Annotated in this window: 21 protein-coding genes and 2 pseudogenes; 12 read left to right on the top strand and 11 right to left on the bottom strand. The window is 61.9% G+C overall.

Features of this window, described 5'->3' with window-relative positions:
* Positions 1–156: 156 nt before the first annotated feature.
* From ACA054_RS19285 to feaR, 9 genes are all read left to right on the top strand, one after another.
* Complete coding sequence (locus ACA054_RS19285; RefSeq protein WP_497685681.1) at positions 157–1,320, top strand: acyl-CoA dehydrogenase family protein; 1,164 nt, start codon at positions 157–159, stop codon at positions 1,318–1,320.
* A gap of 26 nt (positions 1,321–1,346) precedes the next feature.
* Positions 1,347–1,718, top strand: coding sequence for a hypothetical protein (locus ACA054_RS19280; protein ID WP_272605850.1), 372 nt, complete (start codon positions 1,347–1,349; stop codon positions 1,716–1,718).
* A 3-nt stretch (positions 1,719–1,721) separates the two neighbouring features.
* A complete protein-coding gene (locus ACA054_RS19275) occupies positions 1,722–2,207 on the top strand; it encodes a nuclear transport factor 2 family protein (protein WP_497685680.1) in 486 nt (161 codons plus the stop codon).
* On the top strand, positions 2,204–3,325 hold the full coding sequence (locus ACA054_RS19270) for an amidase (RefSeq protein ID WP_497685679.1): 1,122 nt from the start codon (positions 2,204–2,206) through the stop codon (positions 3,323–3,325). The genes ACA054_RS19275 and ACA054_RS19270 overlap by 4 nt, the downstream gene beginning before the upstream one ends.
* A gap of 22 nt (positions 3,326–3,347) precedes the next feature.
* Positions 3,348–4,631, top strand: a complete 1,284-nt coding sequence (locus ACA054_RS19265; protein WP_497685678.1) for an aromatic ring-hydroxylating oxygenase subunit alpha — start codon at positions 3,348–3,350, stop codon at positions 4,629–4,631.
* On the top strand, positions 4,628–5,128 hold the full coding sequence (locus ACA054_RS19260) for an aromatic-ring-hydroxylating dioxygenase subunit beta (protein ID WP_497685677.1): 501 nt from the start codon (positions 4,628–4,630) through the stop codon (positions 5,126–5,128). Before ACA054_RS19265 ends, ACA054_RS19260 begins: the two co-directional genes overlap by 4 nt.
* A 10-nt stretch (positions 5,129–5,138) precedes the next feature.
* Positions 5,139–5,879, top strand: a complete 741-nt coding sequence (locus tag ACA054_RS19255; protein ID WP_497685676.1) for an SDR family NAD(P)-dependent oxidoreductase — start codon at positions 5,139–5,141, stop codon at positions 5,877–5,879.
* 151 nt (positions 5,880–6,030) lie between these two features.
* Positions 6,031–6,981 (top strand): PDR/VanB family oxidoreductase, encoded by a 951-nt coding sequence (locus tag ACA054_RS19250; RefSeq protein WP_497685675.1) that lies wholly within the window; start codon positions 6,031–6,033, stop codon positions 6,979–6,981.
* A gap of 154 nt (positions 6,982–7,135) precedes the next feature.
* On the top strand, positions 7,136–8,056 hold the full coding sequence (feaR, locus tag ACA054_RS19245; protein WP_497685674.1) for a transcriptional regulator FeaR: 921 nt from the start codon (positions 7,136–7,138) through the stop codon (positions 8,054–8,056).
* 132 nt (positions 8,057–8,188) lie between these two features.
* Here feaR and ACA054_RS19240 read toward each other — a convergent pair whose 3' ends face one another.
* Positions 8,189–8,818 (bottom strand): response regulator transcription factor, encoded by a 630-nt coding sequence (locus ACA054_RS19240; RefSeq protein WP_497685673.1) that lies wholly within the window; start codon positions 8,816–8,818, stop codon positions 8,189–8,191.
* Between the two features lie 260 nt (positions 8,819–9,078).
* On the opposite strand from ACA054_RS19240, the gene hpaC reads away from it, so the two are divergent.
* On the top strand, positions 9,079–9,591 hold the full coding sequence (hpaC, locus tag ACA054_RS19235; protein WP_497685672.1) for a 4-hydroxyphenylacetate 3-monooxygenase, reductase component: 513 nt from the start codon (positions 9,079–9,081) through the stop codon (positions 9,589–9,591).
* Positions 9,592–9,749: 158 nt separating this feature from the next.
* Here the strand turns inward: hpaC and ACA054_RS19230 are convergent, their stop codons facing one another.
* From ACA054_RS19230 to ACA054_RS19200, 7 genes and pseudogenes are all read right to left on the bottom strand, one after another.
* Positions 9,750–10,763 carry a phosphotransferase enzyme family protein gene (locus tag ACA054_RS19230; RefSeq protein WP_497685671.1) on the bottom strand — a complete coding sequence of 338 codons (1,014 nt, stop codon included), beginning with the start codon at positions 10,761–10,763 and terminating at the stop codon, positions 9,750–9,752.
* A gap of 10 nt (positions 10,764–10,773) precedes the next feature.
* Positions 10,774–12,054 carry an aspartate aminotransferase family protein gene (locus tag ACA054_RS19225; protein WP_497685670.1) on the bottom strand — a complete coding sequence of 427 codons (1,281 nt, stop codon included), beginning with the start codon at positions 12,052–12,054 and terminating at the stop codon, positions 10,774–10,776.
* Positions 12,047–13,360 carry an amino acid permease gene (locus ACA054_RS19220; RefSeq protein WP_497685669.1) on the bottom strand — a complete coding sequence of 438 codons (1,314 nt, stop codon included), beginning with the start codon at positions 13,358–13,360 and terminating at the stop codon, positions 12,047–12,049. The genes ACA054_RS19225 and ACA054_RS19220 overlap by 8 nt, the downstream gene beginning before the upstream one ends.
* A 309-nt stretch (positions 13,361–13,669) precedes the next feature.
* Positions 13,670–14,269: pseudogene (locus ACA054_RS19215) on the bottom strand (methyl-accepting chemotaxis protein); the annotation flags it as partial.
* Between the two features lie 255 nt (positions 14,270–14,524).
* Positions 14,525–15,577: pseudogene (locus ACA054_RS19210) on the bottom strand (methyl-accepting chemotaxis protein); the annotation flags it as partial.
* 353 nt (positions 15,578–15,930) lie between these two features.
* On the bottom strand, positions 15,931–17,253 hold the full coding sequence (locus ACA054_RS19205; protein ID WP_497685668.1) for an alginate export family protein: 1,323 nt from the start codon (positions 17,251–17,253) through the stop codon (positions 15,931–15,933).
* A gap of 205 nt (positions 17,254–17,458) precedes the next feature.
* Positions 17,459–18,175: a glycosyltransferase family 25 protein gene (locus ACA054_RS19200; RefSeq protein ID WP_497685667.1), complete on the bottom strand. Its 717-nt coding sequence runs from the start codon at positions 18,173–18,175 to the stop codon at positions 17,459–17,461.
* A 258-nt stretch (positions 18,176–18,433) separates the two neighbouring features.
* On the opposite strand from ACA054_RS19200, the gene ACA054_RS19195 reads away from it, so the two are divergent.
* On the top strand, positions 18,434–18,823 hold the full coding sequence (locus ACA054_RS19195; RefSeq protein WP_497685666.1) for a c-type cytochrome: 390 nt from the start codon (positions 18,434–18,436) through the stop codon (positions 18,821–18,823).
* A gap of 52 nt (positions 18,824–18,875) precedes the next feature.
* Positions 18,876–20,366, top strand: a complete 1,491-nt coding sequence (locus ACA054_RS19190; RefSeq protein ID WP_497685665.1) for an aldehyde dehydrogenase family protein — start codon at positions 18,876–18,878, stop codon at positions 20,364–20,366.
* Between the two features lie 436 nt (positions 20,367–20,802).
* On the opposite strand, the gene ACA054_RS19185 is transcribed toward ACA054_RS19190, so the two are convergent.
* From ACA054_RS19185 to ACA054_RS19175, 3 genes are all read right to left on the bottom strand, one after another.
* Complete coding sequence (locus ACA054_RS19185; protein WP_497685664.1) at positions 20,803–23,184, bottom strand: DUF3772 domain-containing protein; 2,382 nt, start codon at positions 23,182–23,184, stop codon at positions 20,803–20,805.
* A 182-nt stretch (positions 23,185–23,366) separates the two neighbouring features.
* On the bottom strand, positions 23,367–24,779 hold the full coding sequence (locus ACA054_RS19180; RefSeq protein ID WP_497685663.1) for a heavy metal sensor histidine kinase: 1,413 nt from the start codon (positions 24,777–24,779) through the stop codon (positions 23,367–23,369).
* Positions 24,776–25,447: a heavy metal response regulator transcription factor gene (locus tag ACA054_RS19175; protein ID WP_497685662.1), complete on the bottom strand. Its 672-nt coding sequence runs from the start codon at positions 25,445–25,447 to the stop codon at positions 24,776–24,778. Before ACA054_RS19175 ends, ACA054_RS19180 begins: the two co-directional genes overlap by 4 nt.
* Between the last annotated feature and the right edge of the window lie 100 nt (positions 25,448–25,547).

The following is a 25,547-nucleotide window of genomic DNA, read 5'->3' as shown; positions in this document are numbered from 1 at the left end:
TCCCGATTCCCTGTAGGAGCGAGGCTTGCCCGCGAAGAACGATGACGCGGTCTACCTGAGAGACCGCGGTGCCTGGTTCGCGGGCAAGCCTCGCTCCTACAGAGGAAAGGAGGCGTTAGCCACGCCATCTAACAATAAGCAAAACGGAGAAAGCCCATGCTGCGTTCAGCGGTCGCGCAACAAGACGCACCGATCGGTGTTGACGAGAATGTCGTCGACAGCCCGGCCTTTGCGCAGGTGCTGGAAGAAGTGCGCCAACGTCGCAACGAATTCGACAGCGTATCCCACGTGCCACGGGACATGATCGAGCGCTTCAAGCAGGTGGGCATCTACCGTGCCGCCACGCCGAAATGCTACGGCGGCGATGCCCTGGCGCCAGCAAAGTTTCTGCAAATGATTGAACGCATCTCCGAAGCCGATGGCTCTGCTGGCTGGGTTGCCAGCTTCGGCAGTGCCGGTGTTTATCTCGCCGCATTGCCGCCGGAAACCCTGGCCGAAATCTACGCCGATAGCCCCGATCTGGTGTTCGCCGGCGGCCTGTTTCCATTGCAGCCTGCCGAAGCGGTAGAAGGCGGCTATCAGGTCAACGGCACCTGGAAATTCGCCAGCGGCTGCAAGGGCGCTGACTTGCTGGGTGTGGGCATTGGTGCCGCGGGCGGTAAGCCACGCACCGCCGTGTTCCGTCCGGAGCAGGTAGAGATCGTCGAGAACTGGGACGTGGTTGGCCTCAAAGGTACTGGAAGCCATGACCTGCGCGTGTCCGACAAGCGCGTCGACGAGCGCTGGACCTTCATCCGTGGCGGTGCCTCGACCATCGACGAACCGCTGTTCCGTTACCCCTCGATTGCCTACGCCGCGCAAGTGCTGGCGGTGGTCAATCTCGGCCTGGCCCGCGCTGCCCTCGATGAAATCAGCCGCATGGCTGGCGGCAGTGGCATCACCGGCGCGCCGAAACTGTCCGACCGCGCTTACGTGCGCATCGAAATCGCCAAGGCCGAAGCCAAGCTCAGTGCCGCACGCGGTTTCTTCTACAACGCCACCGAAACGGTATGGAACTCGATCCTCGCTGGCAATCCGGTCACCCCGGAACAGACCAGCCTGTTGCGTTTGTCCGCCATTCACGTGTCCCAGGCCGGTGCCGAGGTGGTGCAAAGCGCCTACAGCCTGGCCGGTACCACCGCCATTTACCTGCGCCATCCGCTGCAACGCTACCTGCGCGACTCGATGGTGGTGACCCAGCACGCCTTCCTCAGCGAAGGGTTGTATGACGGCGCCGGCTCGGTGTTCCTCGGCGTACCGCCGTTCCCGGGTTACATCTGAAACCTCTATTTCAAGGATCAATACTCATGACCCAAGCTACTCAAGAACCATTGCGCGTCGTCTTCTGCATCGGCATCACCCAGAACTTTTTCGACCTGCCCACCGGCGAAGGCCTGAGCGTGTGGAAAGGCTTCAGCCGGATGATGGGAGATCTAGGCGCGATGCCCGGCATCACCGTGCTCGGCGCGATGGATGACGACCGCCTGATGGTCGGCCCGTCCACTACCTCGCCCTGGACCGTGTACATCATGGCCGACGTCGACTGCCACCAGTCGGTGATCGACGCCTGCAACCTGTTCCGCACCACGCCGGTGAACGAATACAGCCTGTGGCGCTACGCCAAGGTCGAAGCGCGCATCGGTCGCCCGCTGACCATCCCTGACGCGGCCAAGGTGTAAGTCATGAACGAGGCCTTGCTGCAGCGTCTGGCGACGCTCGAAGGGGAAAGCGCGGTGCGTCGCTTGATGGCGCGCTACATGGAACTTTGCGATGTGCCCAGGGCGCCGACCCAGGTCAGCGAGCTGGCCGCGCTGTTCTGCGTCGACGCGATCTGGGAAGGCGTTGGTCGCGAGACCGCGCAGACCTTCGGCCAGCATCGTGGACGCGAGGCCGTGGCGGCATTTGTCGGCGGTTACCTGCCGCCGTCGGATCACTTCCAGTTGAACCTGCATTACCTCACCAGCGAGTCGATCGTGGTCGATGGCAACACGGCGCAGGGGCAGTGGATCATGCAGCAGATTTCCACCTACGCAGATCAGCGCAGCGAACTGTTCGGTACCCGCCTGAACATCGATTTCCGCTGTGTCGACGGTGTCTGGCTGATCGCACATTTCCGCACGCAACGGCTGTTCAGCACTGACTTGTACAAAAAGGAGCTGAGCGCATGAGTACTTTCATCAGCGAATTTCTCCTGGGCGGCAACGGCAAACGTGTTGCCATCAAGGATTCCATCGACATCGCCGGTTATCCGACCCGCTCGGGCAGCCGTGCTTTTAGCGATGCACCGCCGGCCACAAAAAACGCCGAAGTGGTGGACGCGATTCTCACCGCTGGCTGGCAGATCGTCGGCAAGACCAACCTGCACGAACTGGCGTTTGGCGTCACCGGCATCAACGACTGGACCGGTACGCCAGTCAATCCTCAAGCACCTGATCGGGTGCCGGGCGGTTCCTCCAGCGGTTCGGCTTCAGCCGTAGCCGCCGGTTTGGCGGACATCGCCATCGGTACCGACACCGGTGGTTCGGTGCGGGTCCCGGCGGCCTGCTGCGGCATCGCCGGGCTCAAGCCGACCTACGGCCGTGTCAGTCGCGTTGGCGCGCATCCGCTGGCTTCCAGCCTCGACTGCGTCGGGCCATTCGCCAAGACCATGGACGACCTGATCGCCGCCATGCAGGTGATTTGCCCAGGCTTTGAGGCTCAGGGCTTGCCAAGTGATGGCGTCAAAGTCGGCTTCCTCGACGTGGCCTGTGACGCGCATCTGCAAGCCAGCCTCGGTGCTGCCGCTGACCGTGCCGGCTGGCGCCGCAGTCACCTGCACTTGAGCGAATTCGAAGCCGCGTTCGCCGCCGGCCTGACCGTGATCAATTTCGAAAACTGGGCCGCCTTCGGTCACCTGACCGGCAAAGGCCTGATCGGCGCCGATGTCGAACAGCGCCTGCTGGCGGCTAGTCGCACCACTCGCGATGAGCTGGCTCAGGCGGAAGCCGTGCGCAGCCGTTTCACCCAACAGGTTGACGCGGCGCTCGAAGAGTTCGCGGTGCTGTTGCTGCCGACCATGCCGAGCCTGCCACCGACCCTGAGCGAAGCGCGTAGCGGCAGCAAGGCCGTGGCCGGCATGACCCCGCTGGTGCGTCCGTTCAACCTCAGCGGCCATCCGGCGCTGACGGTACCCGTGGAACTCGATTGCGGCGGGCTGAAAGTCGGCCTGCAAATCGTCGGCCGTAAAGGCCAGGACGAACTGGTCTGCGCCTTTGGTGCGCAGCTGCAAGCCTCAACTCAATCATAAAAAAAGCCATGAGGAGAACCGCATGAGCACTCATGAATACCGGCTGATCGCAACGTCGAAAAGCCCCGAAGACCTGGTCCAGCACGACCGCGTCGACGTCTCGCTGTACAACGACCCAGCGCTGTTCGAAGCCGAGCTTGAGAAGATTTTCTACCGCACCTGGGTGTGGGTCGCCCACGAAAGCGAAGTGCGCAACAGCGGTGACTTCAAGACCGCCACCATTGGCCGTCGCCCGGTGATCGTTGTTCGCGACAAGAAGAACAACATCAACGTGCTGGAAAACCGCTGCCGCCACCGTGGTGCGACTGTGTGCGAGAAGCACAAGGGCAACGCCACCGGTTTCACCTGCCCGTACCACAGCTGGTCCTATGGCCTGGACGGTAAGCTGCGCGCGCTACCGTATCCGGATGGCTATGAAGGCATCCTGGAAAAATCCGAACTGCCGCTCACCAGCCTGCGCGTGGAAAGTTATGCCGGCATGGTCTTCGCCAGCTACAACGACGAGATCGAGCCGCTGGAAGACTTCCTCGGCGGCGCCAGACACTGGATGGACCTGTTCATGAAGCAGGGCGCCGGTTACCCGATCAAGACCCAGGGCGAACACAAGTTCAGCTTCAAAGGCAACTGGAAGATCCAGCTGGAAAACACCACCGACGGTTATCACTTCCCGATCGTGCACAAGTCGTTCATGTCGTCGGTGGATGAAGAAACTTCGGAAATGCTCTCGTTCATGACCGACGAACAAGCCGTCACTCACTCCCTGGGCAACGGCCACAGCGTGATGGTGATGGTGCCGGAGCATGTTGATCTCGATCACGATGACGGCACCGAGCAGTTGCAGGAACGCTTTGCCCACGTCACTGAAGAGCTGTCGAAAACCATGCCCGCGGATCAGGTCCGTCGCGTCGTGCGCTCGCTGCACGGCGCCGGTTTCAACCTGAACCTGTTCCCTAACGTGGCGATGTCGATGTCGTTCTTCCGCGTGCTGCGCCCGGTGTCGGTCACCGAAACCGAGATCCGCCACGTCGCCCTCGGCATGGACGGCGGCCCGGAAATCGCCAACCGCGAACGCATGCGTATTCACGAACACTTCCAGGGCCCGTTCGGTTTCGGCAGCCCCGACGATGCCGAGGCCTGGGACCGCGTGCAGCGCGGCTCGTACGCCGGCGTCGATGCGCCAATCCTGGTCAACCGCGGCCTGAACCGCGAAATCACCGCTGAAAACGGCGACAAGGTCTCCCACGCCACCGACGAGGGCGGCATGCGCGGAGCCTACGACATGTGGAAAAGGATGATGAGCCAATGAGCATTCAAGACACCCTGAACGGTTTTTCCGGCCCCTTGGCCCAGGCCATCGAATTCATCTGGCGCGAAGCCGAACTGCTCGACCACAAGAACTACGCCGAATGGGCGACCTTGTGGAGCGCAAGCGGCCTGTACATCGTGCCGATCGATCCGGACACCGAGGACTTCGAAGCCACCCTCAACTACGCCTACGACGACGCACGCATGCGTGACCTGCGCATCGAACGCCTGACCGCCGGTTACTCGCCGTCGGCGGTGGACGCGGCGAAAACCATCCGCACGGTCTCGCGTTTCCGTCTGGTGGAAGCGGCCGGCGACATCGTCGAAGTCAACTCGGCGCAGTTGCTGTACGCCTACAAACGCGGCGTGCACACGCCGTTCGTGGCCGACCTGAACCACCGCATCCGTTTCACCGATGGCGTGCCGACCCTGGAGCGCAAAGTGGTGCGTCTGATCAACTCCACCGACAGCCTGAGCGCACTCGGCTTCCTTCTGTGAGGGCAACATCATGAGTCGAGTAGCCCTTGTAACGGGTGCCTCTCGCGGACTGGGCGAGTGCATTGCCCGCCGTCTGCACGGGGCGGGTTATCGCGTCGCCCTGGCGGATGTGCGCCTCGATGGCGTGCAGCAACTGGCTGCCGAGCTGGATGCCAGCGGTGCCAGCGCTGTCGCCATTGAGCTGGATGTGCGCAGCAAGGCGGACTTCCAGCGTGCCCGCGATTTACTGGTCGAGCACTGGGGCGGCTGCGACATCCTGGTGAACAACGCCGGGGTGTCGAAAGTCGCGCCGCTGATGGACATCACGCCAGAAGAGTTCGACGAGTCGATGGCGATCAACCTGCGCGGCACCTTCGTCGCCTGCCAGGTGTTCGGCGCGCACTTCGCCGAGCGTGGCTTTGGCCGCATCGTCAACATCGCGTCCCTGGCCGGGCAGAACGGCGGCACCGCCACCGGCGCGCATTACGCCGCGGCCAAGGGCGGCGTGGCGACGCTGACCAAAGTCTTTGCCCGTGAACTGGCGCCGCAAGGGGTGACGGTCAACAGCGTCTCGCCAGGTCCGCTGGACTTGCCGGTGGTGCGCGAATCCGTGGCCCCGGAGCGCCTGGAACAGATCCTGAAAATGATCCCGGCCGGCACCCTCGGCGACCCGGCGTTCATCGCCGACAGCGTGCTGTTGTTGATTGCCGACAACGCAACGTCGGTAACCGGCGCGTGCTGGGACATCAACGGCGGCTTGTTCATGCGCTAAACCCGAAACAACCACTGTAGGAGCTGCCGCAGGCTGCGATCTTTTGATCTTGATTTTAAAAACAAAATCAAAAGATCGCAGCCTTCGGCAGCTCCTACAGGGGGTAACCCAAGCCGTACCGTTAAACAAAAACAAGTATTCAGGTGATGCCATGATGAAGGTGAAAATCGAAAGGATCGTCGACGAAGCGCTGGATATCCGTTCCTTTCGCCTCGTGCGCAGTGACGGCCAGCCGCTCGACACCTATGAACCGGGTGCCCACGTCGACCTGACCGGGCCGACCGGGGTGACCCGCCAGTACTCGCTGTGCAGCCCGCCGCAGGATCGCCGCGCCTATCTGGTGGCGGTGAAGAAAGAGCCACAGTCGCGCGGTGGCTCGCAGGCCCTGCATGAGCAAGTAGAAGAGGGCATGGAACTGGAAATGGGCGCGCCGCGCAACCTGTTCCGCCTCGACCCCGGTGCCCGCGAACATGTGCTGTTCGCCGCCGGCATCGGCGTGACGCCACTGCTGAGCATGGCCTATCGACTGGCGGAAAGCGGCCAGCCGTATCGCCTGCACTACTTCGCCCGTTCAGCGCAGTACGCCGCGTTTACCGAACTGCTGGCGACGAATTTCGCCGATCACGTGGAGTTCCACTACGGCGTCGAACCGGGCGATCTGGACGGTGAATTGAGCGCATGCCTGGATCGCGCCAATCCGGCGGCCCACGTCTACACCTGCGGCCCGGCACCGTTCATGAACAAAGTGGTGGAAGTGGCTGCGCGCAGTCGCGCCGATGAGGCCATCCACCTTGAACACTTCGCTGCGGATCCGGCGGCCAATAGCGCCCCGGCCGGCAGTTTCGAGGTGCAGCTGGCCAGTTCCGGCGTGGTCCTGCAAGTGCCGGCCGACACCAGCCTGGTGGATGTGTTGCAGGCCCACGGTTGCGACATCGACACCGAGTGCCGCGAAGGCATCTGCGGCACCTGCATCGTCGAGGTGCTGGACGGCTTGCCGGAGCACCGCGACAATTGCCTTTCCAACAAGGAAAAGGCCTCCAACAAGCAGATTTGCGCCTGCGTTTCACGGGCACTTTCCGCTCGTCTGGTATTGGACATTTGACTTAAAGGACGCTGGAAAGCGTGCGCCGGAGCCTTTTGAATGGGCGCCCGGCGGCCGCCCATGAAGGAAATGGCTGGAAAACGAAACATTTTTACCGAACCGCTCGGCGAAGCGGTCGAGAAATAACAACAAAAAAACGTGAGGCTTTGCGGACATGATTACAGCATCGACGGTGCGCAATGAGGCGTTCGAAAGTTGGTTGAGCCAGGTGAACCAGGCCTGCGGGCGTTTTGACGCCCGGGCGCTGGACACCGACTTCTACGGCCAGCTGACGGAATTTCGCAGCGGCGCGATCAACCTCAGTGTGGTCGACATGGCGCACGTGCATCTGTATCGCACCAGCAAGGACGTCAGCACCAGCAGCGACGGCCACTATTATGCGGTGTTCCAGATGCGCGGCAGCTCGCACCTGGAACAAGGCGACAACCGCGCGCAACTGGGCTGTGGCGACATCGCCCTGATCGACGCCAGCCGCCCGAGCGACATGACCTACAACGATGACTCGCGCCAGTTGTCACTGATTCTGCCGCGTCAGGTGGTGGAGCGTGGTTCACACTTCAATGCCGTCAACTGCGCCACGCGCATCGGGGCCAGCAGCCCTCTGGCGGCGATGGCCAACAAGTTGGTGCTGGAGACTCGTCAGCAGGAAGGGCTGGACATGCAGGAAAGCGAAGCGGTGCTCGACGCCCTGGCCAGCCTGTTGCTGCCGGGGATCAGCGCCCGTGACAGCGCTGCCGATCCCCATGAGCGGCAGTTCCGCAAGATCATCGCCTTCATCGACGCGCACCTCAGCGACGAAGACCTGTGTCCCGAACTGATCGCCCGTGAAGTGGGCATTTCCGTTCGCGGCCTGTACCGGATGTTCTCCAAGCGCGGCCTGGTGGTGGCGCAATACATCAAGCACCGGCGCCTGGATTTCTGCGCGGAAAACCTGCGCCGTGCCGATATCGAACAGAAGCTTTCGGCGTTGTGTTACGCCTGGGGTTTTTCCGATTCCAGCTACTTCTCGTCGGCGTTCAAATCGCGTTTTGGTGTGTCGCCGGGCGCTTATCGCAAGCGATATAGCCAGCACTGACACCGCGTCATCGTTCATCGCGGGCAAGCCCGCTCCCACAGTGATCTCAGTGAACTCAGAATTTGTGTTCGACGGTGATCCTGTGGGAGCGGGCTTGCCCGCGAAGGCGGCCTGACGGCGAATACAGATTGATCAGTGCCGCGCCGGCTCATCCACCGGCAAATGCAGCACCTCGCGCACCAGCATGGCAATGCTGGTCACGCCCATCTTTTCCTTGATCTTGGTGCGGTGCACGTCAACGGTCTTCACGCTGATGTTCAGCTCCCGGGCGATCACTTTGCTGGCCTTGCCATCGATCACCAGCATCAACACTTCACGCTCGCGGCTGGTCAGCAGCGCCAGTTTTCCCTGCAGGTTCTGACGCTGCTGCTGATCGGCCTGGGCGTGCACGGCGGTCTTGAGCGCCGCCTGGATACGGTCGATCATCTGCTGCGGGTTGTAGGGCTTCTCGACGAAGTCCAGGGCGCCGTTCTTCATCGCCGCGACCGACATCGGAATGTCGCCATGGGCCGAGACGAAAATGGTCGGCAAGGTGCTGCCGCGCTGGTTGAGGATCTCCTGCAACTGGAAACCGCTGGTTTCCGGCATGCGCACATCCAGCACCAGGCAGGCGGGCTGCCCGGGGTCGTACTGGCTGAGGAACTCTTCGGCGCCGGCGAAGCACTGCGCCTGCACGCTGACCGACTCCAGCAGCCAGGCCAGCGAGGTGCGCAAGTCTTTGTCGTCGTCAACGATGTAAACAATCGGTTTGCGGGTTTCCATCAGGGGCTGCCACGAAAATTTCTAATTATTGTTTTCGCACGCGAACGCGCGGCACGCATCGGCTGGTGTTTTTTCAGCCTGTAAGCAGAATACCCACTGTCGCCGGCCCTTGCGATAAAGAAACCACCTAGTCGACTAGCGGAAACCCAACATCGTCATGGGGATCGTCAGAATGGTTGCGCCGTGCCCGCAGCCTTAGTCTTGTTCCATCACCTACGGGCCGCTATCTTCGCGGTCCTCCTGAAGGAAGGGGCATCGACATGGCCGACCTGAGCCAGCAGCAAATCGACTTTCGCAACGCCATGGCGCAGCTGCCTGCTGCGGTGAACATCATCACCACCAATGGCCCGGGCGGGCGCTGCGGCATCACCGCCAGCGCCGTGTGCTCGGTGACCGACTCACCGCCCACGGTACTGGTGTGCGTCAACCGCAACAGCGCCACCCACGACGTGTTCCGCAGCAACGGCCGCCTGTGCGTCAACGTGCTGTGTGGCGAACAGGAGGAACTGGCCCGCCACTTCGCCGGCATGACCCAGGTGCCGATGGCCGAACGTTTTGCCTGGGACCTGTGGGACGACGGCGCCGCCGCCGTGCCGGTGCTGCGCGATGCCCTGGTGCAACTGGAAGGGCGCATCAGCGAGTGCAAGGAAGTGGGCTCACACTCGGTGATGTTCGTGGAGCTGGACAAGGTTGGCGTGCGGGAACCGCGCGATAGCCTGGTGTATTTCAACCGGTTGTTTCATCGGTTGGAGCATGCGGGCGCGCATTGCTGATAGACCGCGTTCTTTGATCGTTCCCACGCTCCGCGTGGGAATGCAGCCCGGGACGCTCTGCGTCCCAATCCAGAGCCGAACGCAGAGCGTCCGTTGAGGCATTCCCACGCAGAGCGTGGGAACGATCAGTGGGGGGGCGGTGGTTGTTGAGCGGGCTGTTACTGTTGGAGATATTCCCGCGCCAACCTGCAAGCCCGCTCTATTAACATCGGCGCCATTTCAATCGCCGTCGGCGTGCCCTGGCGGGTGTGAATCCAGCCAAGGTACGTGGTGCCGCGCAGCATCAGGAACAACGCCAGCGTCTTGCGATCCGCCTCGGTCAACGGCTTGACCCTGTGGTAACCGTCCAGCAGCGCCGCTTTGATCTGCTCATAACGCGGATCGTCCAGGCAGAAATACAGCGCGGTAGCCAGTTCAAACATGTGCCAGCCAAACCCGGCGTCGTCGAAGTCGATCAAGCGCAGGCGCGGACCTTCGATCAGCAGGTTTTCCGGGACGAGGTCGGCGTGGATCATGCCGAAGTTGCCCAGATGGCGGCCGTATTGGCGCAGGTCCTTGCGCGCTGCACTCCGGACCTGTTGCAGCAGGTCCCGTTGCTCATCGCTCAGCTGTTGCAGCTCCCAGAAACGCCCCCAGAACGGATTCGCCCCGATCAAGCCTTCTTCATCCCAGGCATGGCGGACAAACTCGTCCGGCTGCTGCCAATCCGTCGCATGCAGATGAATGCGCGCCGCAATCGCGCCGGCCTCGGCAAACAGGAAATCGATTTCGGTATCGGCCTGCACCCCGGTCTCTGAGGAGCCGGCGGTGGCGCCCGGCAACCAGGCGAGCATGTCGACATGGCGTTCGCCGATATCGGCATGGCTGACCTCGATCAAATGGCGCTGGTCCTGAGCGCGAATGATCTGCGGCACGGTGATTCCGGCGTTTTCCAGTGCTTCCATCCATTGCAATTCGGAACGCAGCGCCGCTTCGCAGTGATAGCCATTGCGATGGATACGCAGGGCCACGCGCTGGCCGTCATGGCGGCGGGCAGAGAACACCGCGTTCTCGCGGTATTTGACCAGTTCGATGTCGCCGAAGTCACCGTCCCAGTGTTGCAGGGCGCGGCGCGCCAGGTCGTGCAACCGGGCGACTTGCTGATCGTGGCTCAGGGTGTGGAATTCTGTCATGGCAGAGGCCTCAAATTGCGCTCAGGGCGTGGTCCAGGGTGTCGACGAACAAGTCGGCGTGATCGCGGCTGAACACCAGCGGCGGGCGCAACTTGAGAATGTTGTCGCCGGCGCCGATCTTGCTGATCAGCACGCCGTTCTCGCGCATGTCGTTGACCACCTTGCGCGCCTCCAGCCCGGCCGGTTCCTTGCTGGCGTGATCACGCACCAGCTCCATGGCGAAGAACAGGCCCTTGCCGCGCACATCGCCGATGATCGAGTGCTTGCCTGCCAGTACCTGCAAACGCTGCTGCACATAAGCGCCGACGCTTTGCGCGTTGCGCAGCAATTGCCGGTCCTCGATCTCATCCAGCACCGCCATGCCGACCGCCGCCGCTACGGGCGAGCCACCGAAGGTGTTGAAGTACATGGCGTTGCGGCCGAATGACTCGACCAGCGCCTTGTGGGTGATCAGCCCGGCCAGCGGGTAGCCGTTACCCATGGGTTTGCCGAGGGTCACGATGTCGGGCACGACGCCATGGGCCTGATGACCCCAGAGGTGATCGCCGGTACGGCCGAAACCCGATTGCACTTCATCGGCGATGAACAAGCCACCGGCGGTGCGGATCAACTCGGCGGCCTTGGCCACGAAACTGGCCGGCACCCGTGGTAAGCCTTCATTGGCGAACAAGGTGTCGATCAGCAGCGCGGCGGGGCGAATGCCCTGGGCCTGCATCGAGGCGATGGCGGCCGCGATGTTGGCTGCGTACTGCTCGGCCAGTTGCGCCTCGCTGGTGCCTGCCGGCGCCCGGTACAGACAAGGAATCGGTACGGCACGAGCATGGGCGGCGAAGGGTTCCGGTGAGGGCAGGGCGGTGGTGACCTGCGCCAGCGACGCGGAATTACCATGGTAGTTGTAATCGCTGACGATGATGCCGGTGCCGCCACTGGCGTAGCGTGCCAGGCGCAGCGCCAGTTCGTTGGCCTCTGTGCCGGTGCAGGTGAACATAGCGGTGTCCAGCGGCTGGCCGAAGGTCGCGGTCAAGCGTTCGGCATAACGCACCACCTGCTCATCGAGGTAGCGGGTGTGGATGTTCAGCGTGGTGGCCTGGCGGTGCATGGCCTCGGTCACATGGGGGTTGCAGTGACCGACGCAGGGCACGTTGTTGTAGACGTCGAGATATCGCCGACCCTCGACGTCGAACAACCAGACGCCTTCGCCGCGCACCAGGTGCAGGGGGGTGTCGTAGAACAGCGGCGAGGCGCTACCGAGCACGCGGTGACGGCGCTGCAAAAGGGTCTGTTCAGGCATGGTCTGGAACCTCAATGACAGGGATGCGACGGGCGCGCAGCAGGAAGTTGAAAATGCACAAGGCGAAGGTCACCGCAAGGGCGATCAGCATCAGCATGTCGAGTTGGAAGCAGGCAGCGATGACCACCAGCGTCAGCGCCAGGCCCAGCCAGGCAATGACTTTGCCGCCGGCCAGGGTGAACGGGCGTGGCAGGTCCGGTTGGCTGCTCTTGATGCGCAGGTACGCGCCGAAAATGAACAGGTAGCAGACGTTGAGCAGCAGTACCACGGCGAGCATCACGGTGGCCGGGTCGACTTCGGACAGCGGCAGGCCGATGGCGCCGATCAGCAACAGCGCGGGGTACGGTGTACCGCGTTTGCCGGTCTTGCCCAGCCACTGCGGGAACAGGCCGTCCCGGGCCATGGCGAACAACTGCCGGGAAGCGGCGTAGATCAACGAGAAGAAGGTAGCGATCAGGCCGAACACCGCACCGCAGCCAATCACCTTGGCCAGCCAGGAACCGTCGCCGAAAGCGCTGTTGCTGGACATCGCCGCGTACAGCGGGTCACCGGCGCTGCCGACCAGTTCGACACCACCGGCACCGGGGGCGCAAACCAGTACGACCAATGCTGTCACCAGCAAAGTACCGATGGCCGCGAGAATGCCGCGTGGCATGGTGCGGCCTGGGTTGTCGGCTTCTTCCGCCGCCGAACCTGTTTGCTCGACGGTGATGAACAGCCAGATCGCGAACGGCACACAGGCGAAGATGCCACCGAGACTGACCGGTGCCGTGACGTTAGCCGGCAATGCCAGCAGGTTGCTCAACTCCACATACGGCACCATGGCCACACCGAAGGTCAGCAGGGCCACGACCGCAATCACGCCGGCAATGAACGTCAGACCCATTGCTTCACCCACGCCGCGCAGGTGAATGCCAATGATCACCGCGAACAAGGCGATCTTCACCGGCCAGCCGCCAAGACCGAAAATTGACTCGGTGTACGCACAAATGAACGTCGCCGCCGCTCCGGTGCCGATGGTCAAGGCCAACGCACAAGCCACCCCGACGAGGTAACCCACGAACGGCCCGAACGCACTTTGCGCATACACGAACACACCGCCCGCGCTGGGCAACGCGGTGGACAGTTCCGCCACGCACAACGCCAGCCCACCGCACAGCAGCGCCATCAACAAGGTGGCGATCAGCATGTTCAGCCAACCACCGGCCGCCAGGCCAAAGTTCCAGCCGGAAAACTGCCCGGCCACCACCAACGCAATTCCAAGGCCGGCGATCTTAGGCCAGCCCAACGCACTTTTCTTGAGCACAGAAATCTCCCGCGACCCGAAGGTCGATTTATTGTTTAAGTGAGAAATGGAGGGGGTGAACGTTGCTTTGCGCTTCGATACTACGCGTGGGGTCTGGCGCGGCATGTTTGCGTGCATGCCATGTGGTTGGTTGTGGGTGCCAGATTTGGCGGGAGGAAAACAGGTGCACCGCGTTATCGTTCTTCGCTTTGTAGGAGCGAGGCTTGCCCGCGAAGAACGATGACGCGGTGCAGCAGGTACACCGCAGCGCCTTGTTCGCCGGCAAGCCTGGCTCCTACAGTGAAAGCGGTGTATCAGCCAACAAAAGGCTCAGATCCTGAAACTCCCCACCAACTGATTCAACCGCGCCGCCTGCTGCTCCAGCTCGGTACAAGCCCGCAACGTCGCCTGCAGGTTCTCCACGCCTTGCTGGTTCAGCGTGTTGATCCGGGTGATGTCGACGTTCAAGGCTTCGACCACAGCAGTCTGTTCTTCGGTGGCGGCGGCGACGGACTGGTTGACGTTGTCGATCTCGCCGATGCGTTGGGTCACGCTGCTCAAGCGGGTGCCGGCGAGGTTGGCGATGGTGACGCTTTCTTCGCTGTGCTGCTGGCTTTCGGTCATGGTGGTGACCGAGTCGCGGGCACCCACTTGCAGCTCCTCGATCATCTGCTGGATCTCCAGCGCGGAGGCCTGGGTGCGGCCGGCCAGGCTGCGCACCTCGTCGGCGACCACGGCAAAGCCGCGGCCGGCTTCACCGGCCCGAGCTGCTTCAATGGCGGCATTGAGCGCCAGCAGGTTGGTCTGCTGGGAGATGCCCTTGATCACTTCGAGGATCTGCCCGATGTTCACGGTCTTGTCGTTGAGCACTTCGATATTGGTGCACGACGCGCTGATTTTTCCCGACAGTTCGTGCATCACTTCAATCGTGCGTTGCACCACCTGGCGACCGTCCTCGGCCTGTTGCCGCGCACTCGACGCCTGATGCGAGGCATCGGAGGCGTTGTTGGCGATTTCCTGGGCGGCAGCGCCCAACTGGTTGATCGCGGCGGCCACGCTACTGGTGCGGCTGGCTTGATCGTCGAAATTGCTCATTGATGAATTGGACGCCTCCAAGACGCGCCGGGCGCCTTCGTTGACGCCAAGGGCCGCCGACGACACTTCGCGAATCGACTGGTGAATGCGCTCCACAAAACGATTGAACGCCGTGGCCAACTGGCCGATTTCATCGCGCGATTGCACTTGCAGGCGCCGGGTCAAATCACCCTCGCCGAGCGAGATGTCTTCCAAGACCCGGGTCAGCACTTGTAGCGGCCGGGTGATGCGCTGTGCCGTGTACCAGATCAACAGCAGGCCAAGCAGGGCCGAGCCGCCACCGAGCAGCAGTTCCAGCGCTGTGCTTTGTACGCCTTGGGCATCGAGTTGCTTTTGCAGGGCGGCGACCGGTGCCAGCAATACCGCTTGCGGCACGCCCACCAGCACACCCCAGGGCGTGGCACCGGTAATCGGTGGCAGTGGTTCGAGGACCTTGATCTGCTGCGGGTCGACAAACACCTTCGGCTGACCCTGGCGCAAGGCGTCCATCACCTGGGCATTGTCCATCGGTTGCCCGAGGCGGCTGACGTCCTGGCTGTTGGCGGAGATCACGCCACGGGGGCTGACGATGCTGATCTGGCCATGGCCGTCGAACAGTTGCAGCGCACTGGTTTCGCTGTTCTTTTGCAAGGCGGCGAGGTTGATGTCGAGACCGACCACGGCGATGATTTTGCCGTTCTCCAGCAGCGGGAAGGCGACGCTGGTCACCAGTTTGCGACTGCCCGATGCCTCGTCGAAGTAGGGCTCCAGCACGCAGGCCTGGCGGGTGTCGCGGGCGCAGGTGTAGAACGCGTTGTAGGGAGCGCCGCTGGGCCCCGGCTCGGTGTTGGCCAGCAGGCCTTCATCGCCGATCACCGCTTGCAGTTCGCCGGGTTTGCCTTGCACCCAGTACAGGGAGAAGCGTCCGGTCTCGTTGCTGCCCAGCTCCGGCTTGTCGGCGAAGCCGGCGTCGGCACCGTCCAGCGCGTCGGGTTCAAAAATGACGTAAAGCCCGAGCAGGTCGGGCTTGTCGATCAGGGCCTGATGCAGCTGGGCGCTCAGCGCCTGGCGTAGTTGTGGGCGGGTCAGATTGCCCTGATGCTGGAGTTGCCTCAGGTACAACAAATACCGTGACAATCCCTGGCCGTATTCGTGGGTCTGCATGAAGGTGCGTTGCACTTGCATGGCCTGCACTTTGCCCAGGGCCTGCATATGCTCCTTGACCGCGTCGGCGAGCATGTCGCTGCTGGCCTGGGCTACTTGCTGGCTGCTTTTGTGCGTCTGGTAAAGCGACAGGCCCATTAGCAGACCCACTACCAACACCAGGCAGAGGCCAGCGAGCAGGGCGATCTTGCTCTGGATCGTGAGGAATCTTTTCTGCATTGGAAATACCTTTTTCCTTGGAAAGCAATTGCGCTGCCATCACGAACCTGTAGGAGCTGCCGTAGGCTGCGATCTTTTGACGTTTTGTAAAAACAAGATCAAAAGATCGCAGCCTACGGCAGCTCCTACAGGGCTTAGAAAGAGCTGGCGAAAATCAGCTGGCTGTAGAGGTTCTTGTCGTTGTTGCCCAACTGCGTACCGCCCTGATCGGCGCTCTTGTCCGGCTGGAACAGACCGATCAGCGGCATCACCGTGATGTGGTCGTTGAGGTGCCATTCGGCGTACAGGTCGACTTCGTGGCCATCGGTGTTGCCGAGGTCGCGGTCGATGGTGTCGAAGTTGAAGTACATCGCGCCAACGGTCAGGTTCTCCAGCGGCGAGACGGTGAACTTGAGTTGCTGGATGCGCGAGTTGGTGTTGAACGGGCCGGCATAGTTGCCCGCCACTTCACCCTGGAACCAGGTGCCGAAGCCGCGGCTGAAGCCGTAGAACAGCGTATCGTAGCCTTCCGAGAAACGGCTGTAGCGGTAGCCGGCATACGGCGTCCATGGCGCCTCGGAAAAGGTCCAGCCGGCTTCGAGGTACCAGGCGTCTTCGGTGGCCGTGTGAGGTTTGTCCTGCTTGGCGTATTCGCCGGAGAGGAACAGGTCCTTGACCCCGGCGTTGCCGGTCGCGCGCAGGCTGTAGGTCTTCATGCCATCGCGCTCGAGTTGCGCGGGGGAGGCGTACTGCTCGTCGACGTCCGTGGTGTCGATGTAGGTCAAGCCGACGGTACCGGCCTCGGACACGTGTTCCAGGGTGCCGACGTACATTTCGGTCATGGCCTGGGCGCGGTTGTTGGATTTCAACCACATCAGGTCACTGCGCCAGCCTTCCTTGCCGCCGATACGCAACACCGCGGTTTCGTCGAAGGCCTTGCGCGCGGCCAGCCAGTAGGCGCCACCGCGATTGAACTCGCCGTCGGCCAGGCCTTTGCCCAGGTTCAACGCGTCGCCGTTGATCAGGAAACCGTCGCCGATCATGATGTTCTGGCGGCCGAAAGACAGGTCGATGCCGTCAGCACCCAGCACGGGAAACAGATCGCTCGAGCGCCAGCCGAGGTAGGCGTCTTCGAATTTGGTGGTGCGTTCCGAACCGTCGGTGAAGCCGGCAGCATCACCGTCGCCCCAAGTGCCGGAGCTGAGCATGTTCGCCGCGCCGTAAGCGGTGCCGACCCCCGCCAGGCCCTGGTCGAAGCTCAGGCCGTACTTGATGTAGCCCTCGCGCCACGACGACGAACCTTCGTCGAGACGTCCCGACAAGGCGTAGTTTTGCTGGCTGTGGAAAACGCCGAAAACCGCTTCCAGGGTGGCGTTCACATGACTGTCGTCACTGGCGTAGAGTTCGTAGGCGCTCGCTTGGCCTGCACTGATCATCAACGCCAGGGTAGAGAGGCGAAGCAAGGGGGACTTGAGCATGGTGTGGCATCCGTTCTTGTTCTTGAGCGCAGGTTTGCGGTCCGTCCAGATACTAATGCCGGTGTTTTTTGCGCCTTGTTGCCTCGGTGCCAAAGAGTTGGTTGTGCTTGCCAGATTGCAGGGCGGGGTGACAGTGCACACGTGGGTGCACTGATTGAGAAGGGAAGGTGGCGATTTTCTGCTTAAAGAGAGCGGGGGCAGAACACTATCGAGTTCTTCTCAGGTTCATGGCCTTCAACTTCCTGAGCATGCCCATGACATCCCGCAGAACAGGCGTCCTGTCGAAGAGGGACAGTGCATGCAGGTCCGTGCGCGAGGGTCTTTGATAGCCCAGGTTCCAGGTGAAATAGTAGGCCTGAACGTCTTTGTTCGAATGAATAAGCGTATTGAGGGCGGCGTCATAGTGCATCGGCCCACCGTCAGGATGCCCTGGCGGGCGCTCCAGGATCTGCAGCAGGAAATCGCGCAACCTGGTAATGCATTTGCCGTTTACCGCATAGAAATGCGACAGATGAATGGGCTGGTCGACCGCTTTCCAGGAGGGCGAGCTTGAGTCACCTTCAAACGGATGGCCAAAGTAGGCGATGTCCCACTCCATACCTTCCAGGGACTCGATGGCCTGCTTTCCATACTGGGAAATGCGTCTGGAAAACTGTATGTCATCCTCCAGAATCAGTATGTTTTTCACATTCAGGCGGATTGCCTCTTCCAGAATCCCCAGGTGACTCATGAAGCAGCCCCTGGCCCCGATGCTCGGGAAGCCGTCGTCTTCACTGGGCGTCACCGCCTGGAAAAAGCTGACTTTTTCATGGTCGAAGGGAAAACCGTTGCGCGCGAATTCTTGTACCGTTTCTACGCGGCGATCCTTTCTTGACGCAATATTGATGATTCTGGCTCGATCGAAATAGTCGGTCACATTCATCCAGCAGTTCCTCAGCGCAGGTGATCAGGGCGGCTGGATTGCAGTATAGGCAGAACTTTGGATGCCGCTTTGCTATCGCCGGTCGCGCCCGTGCAGCAGTTTGGCAGAACCGCCAACACAACTGGCACGCAGGGCAAAGCCTGCGTTTCACTGACCACCGACAATCCCTTTCAACCTGCCGAAGCCTCGTGGCCTCGGCACTTTCAGTGTTGGCGTTCGCCTTGCTTGCGAACGCGTGGATTTTCAAGGTCGTTTCTTATGTTCACCAGCCTGCGTTTGTCCCTCGTTGGTTTGTTGACCTACACCCTGGCCCAAGCCGCCCTGGCGGCCGATTGCGCACCGGTTAAGAGTCGTGGCGCCGAAGTATTCGCCAATGAGTGCGGGGTCTGCCATGCGGTGAGCAAAGGCACGACCGGCATGATGGGGCCGAACCTGGCAGGCGTGGTGGGGCGTAAGTCCGGCTCGCTGGAAGGCTTCAACTACTCGCAAGCCATGCGCAACAAGAACATCGACTGGCAAGCCGAGAACATCGCGCAACTGATCACGCAACCCCAGGCCTATGTGCCTGGCACCTACATGCCCTACATGGGCATGGCCTCGGCAGATGATCGCCAGGCGGTGGTGTGCTTCCTCAAAGAACAACACTGATCAGAAGCTTTCGCCGGCAAGCCGGCTCCTTTATCTGAATGAAAGGTGATTTATGAGCAACGTTGAAATCCTGCCGCAGGTTGCTGCATTCCTCGATCGCCAGCACGGCTGCTTTATCGATGGCCAGTGGGTGTTTGCCGAAGGTCAAAGCATTGCCGTGGTCAACCCGGCCACCGGGCAAACCCTGTGCGAAACTCTCGACGCACCACTGGAAATCGTCGAGCGCGCCGTGCAGTCGTCGCACCGGGCCTTCAAGTCAGGCGTGTGGTCGGGCCTGCGTCCAGCGGACCGTGAACGCATCCTGCTGAACTTCACCCGCCTGGTGGAGGAGCATGCCGAAGAGCTGGCGCAGCTGGAAACCTTGAGCCAGGGCAAGTCGATCAACATGGCCCGAGCGCTGGATCTGAACGCCACGGTGGAGTTCATGCGCTACATGTCCGGCTGGGCAACCAAGATCGAAGGACAGACCTTCGATGTGTCGATCCCGCTGCCGCCAGGTGCCAAATTCACTGCGTTCACCAAGCGTGAGCCGGTGGGTGTGGTGGTCGGCATCGTGCCGTGGAACTTCCCACTGCTGATCGCCGCCTGGAAACTGATGCCGGCGTTGGCCACCGGTTGCACGGTGATCATCAAGCCGGCGATGGAAACCCCATTGACCGCCATGCGCCTGGCCGAACTGGCCCTCGAAGCGGGCATTCCAGCAGGCGTGTTCAACGTGGTGACCGGCGGCGGTGCCTCGGTCGGCGGCGTGCTGACCGCGCACCCGCTGGTGAGCAAAGTATCGTTCACCGGCTCCACCGCCGTGGGCAAGAGCGTCGGTGTCGCGTGCATGGAAAACATGACACGCTTCTCCCTGGAGCTGGGCGGCAAGAACCCGATGATCGTGCTCGCCGATGCCGACATCGAAAAAGCCGTGCAGGGCGCGATCCTCGGTGGCCTGCTGAACAACGGCCAAGTGTGCGCGGCGGCCTCGCGCTTCTACGTGCATCGCTCGATTCACGACAAATTTGTCGAAGCCCTGGCGACGGCGGTCTCGGCGATGCCGATTGGCGCGGGCATGAACTGCGAGGCGGCGATCAACCCGCTGGTGTCGCGCAAGCAACAGCAGAGCGTGCTCAAGCACATCGAACTGGCTCGCCAGGAAGGTGCGCGGGTGGTGGCTGGCGGCGAGTTGCTGGAAGGCGAGGGTTTCTTTGTCCAGCCGACCATCCTCGCCGACATCGACCACAGCATGGCCGTCGCGCGCGAAGAGGTGTTCGGGCCGGTGTTGGGCGTGATGCCGTTCGACGATGAAGACGCCGTCATCGCGCTGGCCAACGACAACCGTTACGGGCTGGCCGCCAGCCTGTGGACCAACGACCTGGGCAAGGCCATGAACCTGGTGCCGCGCATCGAAGCCGGTACCGTGTGGGTCAACGCCCACGTATTGCTCGACCCGGCGATGCCGTTCGGTGGCGTCAAGCAATCGGGCATGGGGCGCGAGTTCGGGCGTGCGGTGATCGAGGCTTACACTGAGCTCAAGTCGGTGTGTATCGCCCATTGATGAACCTGGTACATATCCGTTGCTGCGGTAACGGCGGCTTATGGTTTCGCCCTTACGGCGACTCACTTTTCCAAACGCCGAAAAGTAAGCAAAAGTCTTTGCCCCACCACTCGGTGCCTCGCTAGGGCTCGGCATGCCCTCTCTCCGGCATTGCTCCGGGGGTCGCCGCGATGGGCCATCCTTGGCCCAGCGCGGCTAAACCGGCGTCCTGCCGGTTTACCCACTGCGCAATGCCTGCGTTCGGCCATCGTGGTTTAACGGGGCGCCCAGATCAAAAACAAAAGCGAGGCGGCCTGACAGCCGACCTGACTTTTACGGCTGCACCTGATCCCTTGTGGGAGCGAGCCTGCTCGCGATGGTCGTCAACGATAACGTTGGCTGCTGGATGAACGTGTTGTCCGGAAGTTCATCGCGAGCAGGCTCGCTCCCACAATGGTCACGCCGCAGGCGGTTTCGCCAGTTCTATCCCGGCGGCGCCCAGCCGCTTGAGAATCTCGAACAGCAGCTCGCTCTTGATCGCGGTGACCATGCGCGGGCTGTTGACGTAGCCGGTGACGGTCAGGGTAATGCCTTCCGGCTTGAGTTGGCTGAAGCGCACCACCGGCGCCGGCTTTTCCAGAATGGTCTCGTGCTCGCTGAAGGTGTCGTACAGCAGGTTGCGCACTTGTTCGGGGTCGATGTCCAGCGGGAACATCAGTTCAAGTGTCGCCACCCCCTGGGCGCTGCCACCGAGGGTGACGTTGCGCAGGTTCTGCGAGATCAATTGCGAGTTGGGCACGATCACGATCGAACGGTCGGCCAGCTGTATTTCGGTGGCCCGCACGTTGATCCGGCGGATGTCGCCTTCGACCCCGCTAATGCTGATCAGGTCGCCGACTTTCACCGGGCGTTCGGTCAAGAGGATGATGCCGGAGACGAAGTTCTTGACGATCTCCTGCAGGCCGAAGCCGATGCCCACCGACAGGGCGCTGACGATCCAGGCCAGGTTGGTCCACTTGACCCCCAGCGATGACAGCATCAGCAGGACCACCAAGGCATAGCCGATGTTGGAGAACAGTGTGCTGAGCGAGGCACACATGCCGGGGTCCATTTCGGTTTTTGGCAGGAACTCGTTGTCAAGCCAGCGCCGCAGCGAACGAATCAGGTAGACGCCGATGATCACGGCGAGTACGGCGCGCAACAGGTTGCCCGGGACGATGTTGAGTTTGCGCAGGCCGTCGCCGCCGAGGATGGCGAGGATGTTGCTGGCCAGTTGTCCGAGCGTCGATCCGACCCCACCCACCACCAGGGTAATCAACGCGATCAGCAACAAGGTGGCGCGGCCGGCACCGGACAGAATGATCGAAATCTGTTCCAGCCGCGTATCGCCGATGCCGAGTAACTGTTTAAGGGTCTTGCCGGAGGAGTGGCGGGGGGAAAACAGGTGTTCGCAGCCGTCTTTGAGCAACTGCGTCAGCAAGTAGAAACCGGCAAATATGATGGAAAACCAGACCAGTTCGTAAGTGATGAAGCGCGACAGCGACACGTAGCCGGTGAGCAAGGCCAGGAGTGAAAGCACAATCGCAAGGCTGGCGAGCGAATAAATCACCCCGGCCAACGTCCGGCCAGCTTCGGGGGCGACGCCCGCCATGACCATCTCCCGGCGGGTTTTGCTGACGCGCAACAGCAGCATGGCGATCAATGACGAAATGATTAATGCGACCAGGCCGCGGACAGAGATCACCAACTCCGGGCTCATGCCGGTGGCATTGGTCATCTGTGCCAGCGACACCAGCACCAGGAGTGCGAAGGCCAGGCGTGTAGTGTAGGGCTCGATCGCCAGGGCGAGCGGATCGGCAAAGGCTGGCAGTCGCCAGGAAGGGTGTTGCGTAGAGAGCAGCGCGCGACTCAGGCCGATGATCAGCACGCAGGTATAGATGATTTTTTCGAAGTCCTGGGAAAACCCCGCCAGTTGAGGCGTCAGCGGCAGTTCACGGGTGACGGCAAAAAACAGCAAATGCAAGGCTAACCAGGCCGCCAACACCGTGGCCAGTACCGAGGCCAGGGCCAGGCTGCTACGCCGCAGGCGACCTTCAGGCATTCGATGGATGCACAACCAGGTCAGCCCGCGTTCAGCCAGTCGCCGCCCCACGAGCCAAAGCACCAGGGCCATGGCGAGCAACAGACTGGTCAGTAGGCGATTGCCCGGTTGCCAGGTGGAATCAAGGGTGTCGCCAATCTGTCGCAGGAAGGCGCGGAATTTTTGCCGGTCTTGCGCTGGCGGATTGAGCAGGGGGGCCCAGAACCAGGGGTTGAGTACGCTCCTGGTCTGCTGTGTGACTTCGGTTTCCAGCAAGCTGCGGCGGATGGCGGCAATCTGGGTCAGCAGTTCGGTGGCGCTGGCTTTGAGCGATGCCAGGCTTTTCAGTTTGGAGTCGACCCGGACTTTTTGTTCGGTCAGGGTGGTTCTTTGCAGGGCGATATCGGACTTTTCGGGCACGGCATCTGACGGCGCGGGGCCCAGCACACCCAGTTGCGCCTGCAGTTGAGCTTGCTCGGGCAACAGCAGTGCCGACAGGCGATCGACCTCGCGGATGAGCGCCTGAACCAGGTCCTGCGGGCCTTCGAGCTGGCTGTAGTTGCTGGCCTGTGACACCTGCTGTTTGAAAGTGCTGAGTTGGCTCAGCAGCGCCTCCAGATCGCTGTCGGAAACGCTGGCGGACGGGGGTGCCTGGGCGATGGCGGGGGTATCGGGCAGGGGCGCCGCCGACAGCCATCCGACGCTCGGCCCCAACAACGCGAGAGCGATGAGGATCACTAGCTTCAATGCATAACGCATGGGCGTGCTCGACTGGTTGTGTGTCACTCAACCTATGAGGTTAGGTCATGACTCACGTTATCGAGGCTTTTTTGGTCGCAAGCGCAAGGGCAGGATCAAAAGATCGCAGCCTGCGGCAGCTCCTACAGGAGATCGCATTCCAATGTAGGAGCTGCCGAAGGCTGCGATCTTTTGATCTTTTTTCATTCGCCCAGCCGCCGGGCCGGAAAGTACAGCTCGAAACACGTCACGCCATCAGCACTCGTGACGCGGTACTGGCCATTGTGCAACTGCATGATCGTCGCCACGATCGACAGCCCCAGGCCGTTGGATTGCGCCGAGCGTTCGCGGGATTCGTCGACGCGGTAAAACCGTTCGAACAGCCGGGGAAGGTGTTCGGCGGGGATCGTCTGGCCGTGGTTGCGCACCTGCAGGTGGATGCCATCGGCAGTTGGCGTGGCGCAGATCGATAGCTCGGAGTTCGGCGCGCCGTATTTGATGGCATTGGCGCACAGGTTGGCCAGGGCGCGGCGCAACAGCATCGGTTCGGCCCAGATCACACCGCTGCCCTGGGCATTGATGGCGATCCCGACATCCGCCGCGAGCCCTTCGAAATAGTCGGCCATGCGTTCCATTTCATCAAAGGCGCCCAGTTCCTGACGTTGGCGCAGGGCACTGGCCGGGTCGGTGCGGGCCAGGAACAGCATGTTGTCGAGCATGCGCGCCAGGCGCTCGAGTTCCTCGACATTGGAGGCAAGCAACTGTTGATAGGCTTCGATGCTGCGGTTTTGCTGCAAGGCGACCTGGGTTTCACCGAGCAGGTTATTGATCGGTGTGCGCAGCTCATGGGCCATGTCGGTAGACACCTGGCCCAGTTGCACGAAGCCTCTGCCGAGGCGGTCGAGCATGGCATTGAAGGCCTCGATCATCGGTAGCAACTCCAGCGGCGCGCCCTGGCTGTGAAGGCGCTCGCCGAGGTTACCCACGCCGATGCCCTGGGCATGCCGGGCCACGCGCCGCACCGGCAGCAGGCCGCGCTGCACCAGCACGTAGCCGGAAAGTGCCAGCAGAATCGCCGCCACGCTAGCGAACAGGTAGACGTTGAACCGGTAACTGGCGAGCACCGCCGTGCGTTCAGTCATCAGGCGCCCGGTCACCACTTGCAGCGTGCCCTGATCACCGGAGTCGATGGTCGCCGCCAGTGCTGAAAAAGGTACGCCGTTAACGTTGGGCAAGTGCTGCACGTCGCCGAGGGTCAGCGGGTGGTCAATGGCCATCGGAGTCAGCGCGGGCATGTTCAGATTGCCCGGATTGACCACCAGCAACGGCGGTTGCCCGGGCGCGCCGATACTCAACAGGGCTTCGTGGTTGCCGAGCATGTTGTGAAACAGCGCGGGCTTGGTGCGGATCAGCTCCAGGGTGTTGCTGTCGTTGAGGAACGTGCGCAGTTGATCGATGCGGGTGATCAGGGCCGCGTCATCACGGCGGACCAATTCGCGCTCCAGGTCACGGTACAACGCCACGCCCAGGGACGTCAGCGAGACAAACGCCAGGAACGCAAACACCAGCGCCAGGCGCAGCGTCAAGGAGTGGCGCAAATGCGACAGGCTGTTCATGGCTGCGTGTCGAAGCGGTAGCCGATACCGCGCACACTGTGGATCAACTTCAGCGGGAATGGATCGTCGATCTTCAGCCGCAACCGCCGCACGGCGACGTCCACCACGTTGGTGTCACTGTCGAAATTCATGTCCCAGACCCGTGAGGCGATCATCGAGCGCGACAGCACTTCACCCTGATGCGTGGCGAACAGGTGCAGCAGGGCGAATTCCTTGTTGGTCAGCGTAATGCGCGTGCCAGCGCGGGTAACGCGGCGCTTGAGCACGTCGATCGCCAAGTCTTCGATGTGCAATTGTTCTTCTTCGCGGGTGGGGCCGCGGCGGGTCAGGGTACGCAGGCGGGCAACCAGTTCGGCGAAGGAAAACGGCTTGATCAGGTAATCGTCGGCGCCCAGTTCCAGGCCCTTGATGCGGTCGGCGATGTCATCGCGGGCGGTGAGGAACAGCACCGGGGTATCGGCTTCCTTGCGCAGGCGGCGCAGGACTTCCCAGCCGTCCATTTTCGGCATCATCACGTCCAGCACGATCACATCGAAATCGTGTTCCAGGGCCAGGTGCAAGCCATCGACGCCGTCGCGGGCCAGGCTCACCGTGTAACCGAGTTCCTGTAAGCCGTTGAGCAGGTAATTGCCGGCCTTGGGTTCATCTTCGACGACGAGAATGTTCATGGGGTTCTGCCTGGTTCGGGGTCAGCAGGATTCAGCGCCGCGCCGGCGGGCTACAGCGGCATGCCGGTGCCGCCAGTGTAGCCCGATCATCCGCCGGTAC

The sequence above is a fragment of the Pseudomonas sp. LBUM1653 genome, assembly GCF_059716115.1.
This window is presented reverse-complemented; position numbering and strand designations above follow the sequence as displayed.

Excerpts from the sequence above, each read along its gene's own strand:
- ACA054_RS19285 (WP_497685681.1), top strand. The coding sequence starts at position 157 with ATGCTGCGTTCAGCGGTCGCGCAACAAGACGCACCGATCGGTGTTGAC.
- ACA054_RS19280 (WP_272605850.1), top strand. The coding sequence starts at position 1,347 with ATGACCCAAGCTACTCAAGAACCATTGCGCGTCGTCTTCTGCATCGGC.
- ACA054_RS19275 (WP_497685680.1), top strand. The coding sequence starts at position 1,722 with ATGAACGAGGCCTTGCTGCAGCGTCTGGCGACGCTCGAAGGGGAAAGC.
- ACA054_RS19270 (WP_497685679.1), top strand. The coding sequence starts at position 2,204 with ATGAGTACTTTCATCAGCGAATTTCTCCTGGGCGGCAACGGCAAACGT.
- ACA054_RS19265 (WP_497685678.1), top strand. The coding sequence starts at position 3,348 with ATGAGCACTCATGAATACCGGCTGATCGCAACGTCGAAAAGCCCCGAA.
- ACA054_RS19260 (WP_497685677.1), top strand. The coding sequence starts at position 4,628 with ATGAGCATTCAAGACACCCTGAACGGTTTTTCCGGCCCCTTGGCCCAG.
- ACA054_RS19255 (WP_497685676.1), top strand. The coding sequence starts at position 5,139 with ATGAGTCGAGTAGCCCTTGTAACGGGTGCCTCTCGCGGACTGGGCGAG.
- ACA054_RS19250 (WP_497685675.1), top strand. The coding sequence starts at position 6,031 with ATGATGAAGGTGAAAATCGAAAGGATCGTCGACGAAGCGCTGGATATC.
- feaR (WP_497685674.1), top strand. The coding sequence starts at position 7,136 with ATGATTACAGCATCGACGGTGCGCAATGAGGCGTTCGAAAGTTGGTTG.
- ACA054_RS19240 (WP_497685673.1), bottom strand. The coding sequence starts at position 8,818 with ATGGAAACCCGCAAACCGATTGTTTACATCGTTGACGACGACAAAGAC.
- hpaC (WP_497685672.1), top strand. The coding sequence starts at position 9,079 with ATGGCCGACCTGAGCCAGCAGCAAATCGACTTTCGCAACGCCATGGCG.
- ACA054_RS19230 (WP_497685671.1), bottom strand. The coding sequence starts at position 10,763 with ATGACAGAATTCCACACCCTGAGCCACGATCAGCAAGTCGCCCGGTTG.
- ACA054_RS19225 (WP_497685670.1), bottom strand. The coding sequence starts at position 12,054 with ATGCCTGAACAGACCCTTTTGCAGCGCCGTCACCGCGTGCTCGGTAGC.
- ACA054_RS19205 (WP_497685668.1), bottom strand. The coding sequence starts at position 17,253 with ATGCTCAAGTCCCCCTTGCTTCGCCTCTCTACCCTGGCGTTGATGATC.
- ACA054_RS19200 (WP_497685667.1), bottom strand. The coding sequence starts at position 18,175 with ATGAATGTGACCGACTATTTCGATCGAGCCAGAATCATCAATATTGCG.
- ACA054_RS19195 (WP_497685666.1), top strand. The coding sequence starts at position 18,434 with ATGTTCACCAGCCTGCGTTTGTCCCTCGTTGGTTTGTTGACCTACACC.
- ACA054_RS19190 (WP_497685665.1), top strand. The coding sequence starts at position 18,876 with ATGAGCAACGTTGAAATCCTGCCGCAGGTTGCTGCATTCCTCGATCGC.
- ACA054_RS19185 (WP_497685664.1), bottom strand. The coding sequence starts at position 23,184 with ATGCGTTATGCATTGAAGCTAGTGATCCTCATCGCTCTCGCGTTGTTG.
- ACA054_RS19180 (WP_497685663.1), bottom strand. The coding sequence starts at position 24,779 with ATGAACAGCCTGTCGCATTTGCGCCACTCCTTGACGCTGCGCCTGGCG.
- ACA054_RS19175 (WP_497685662.1), bottom strand. The coding sequence starts at position 25,447 with ATGAACATTCTCGTCGTCGAAGATGAACCCAAGGCCGGCAATTACCTG.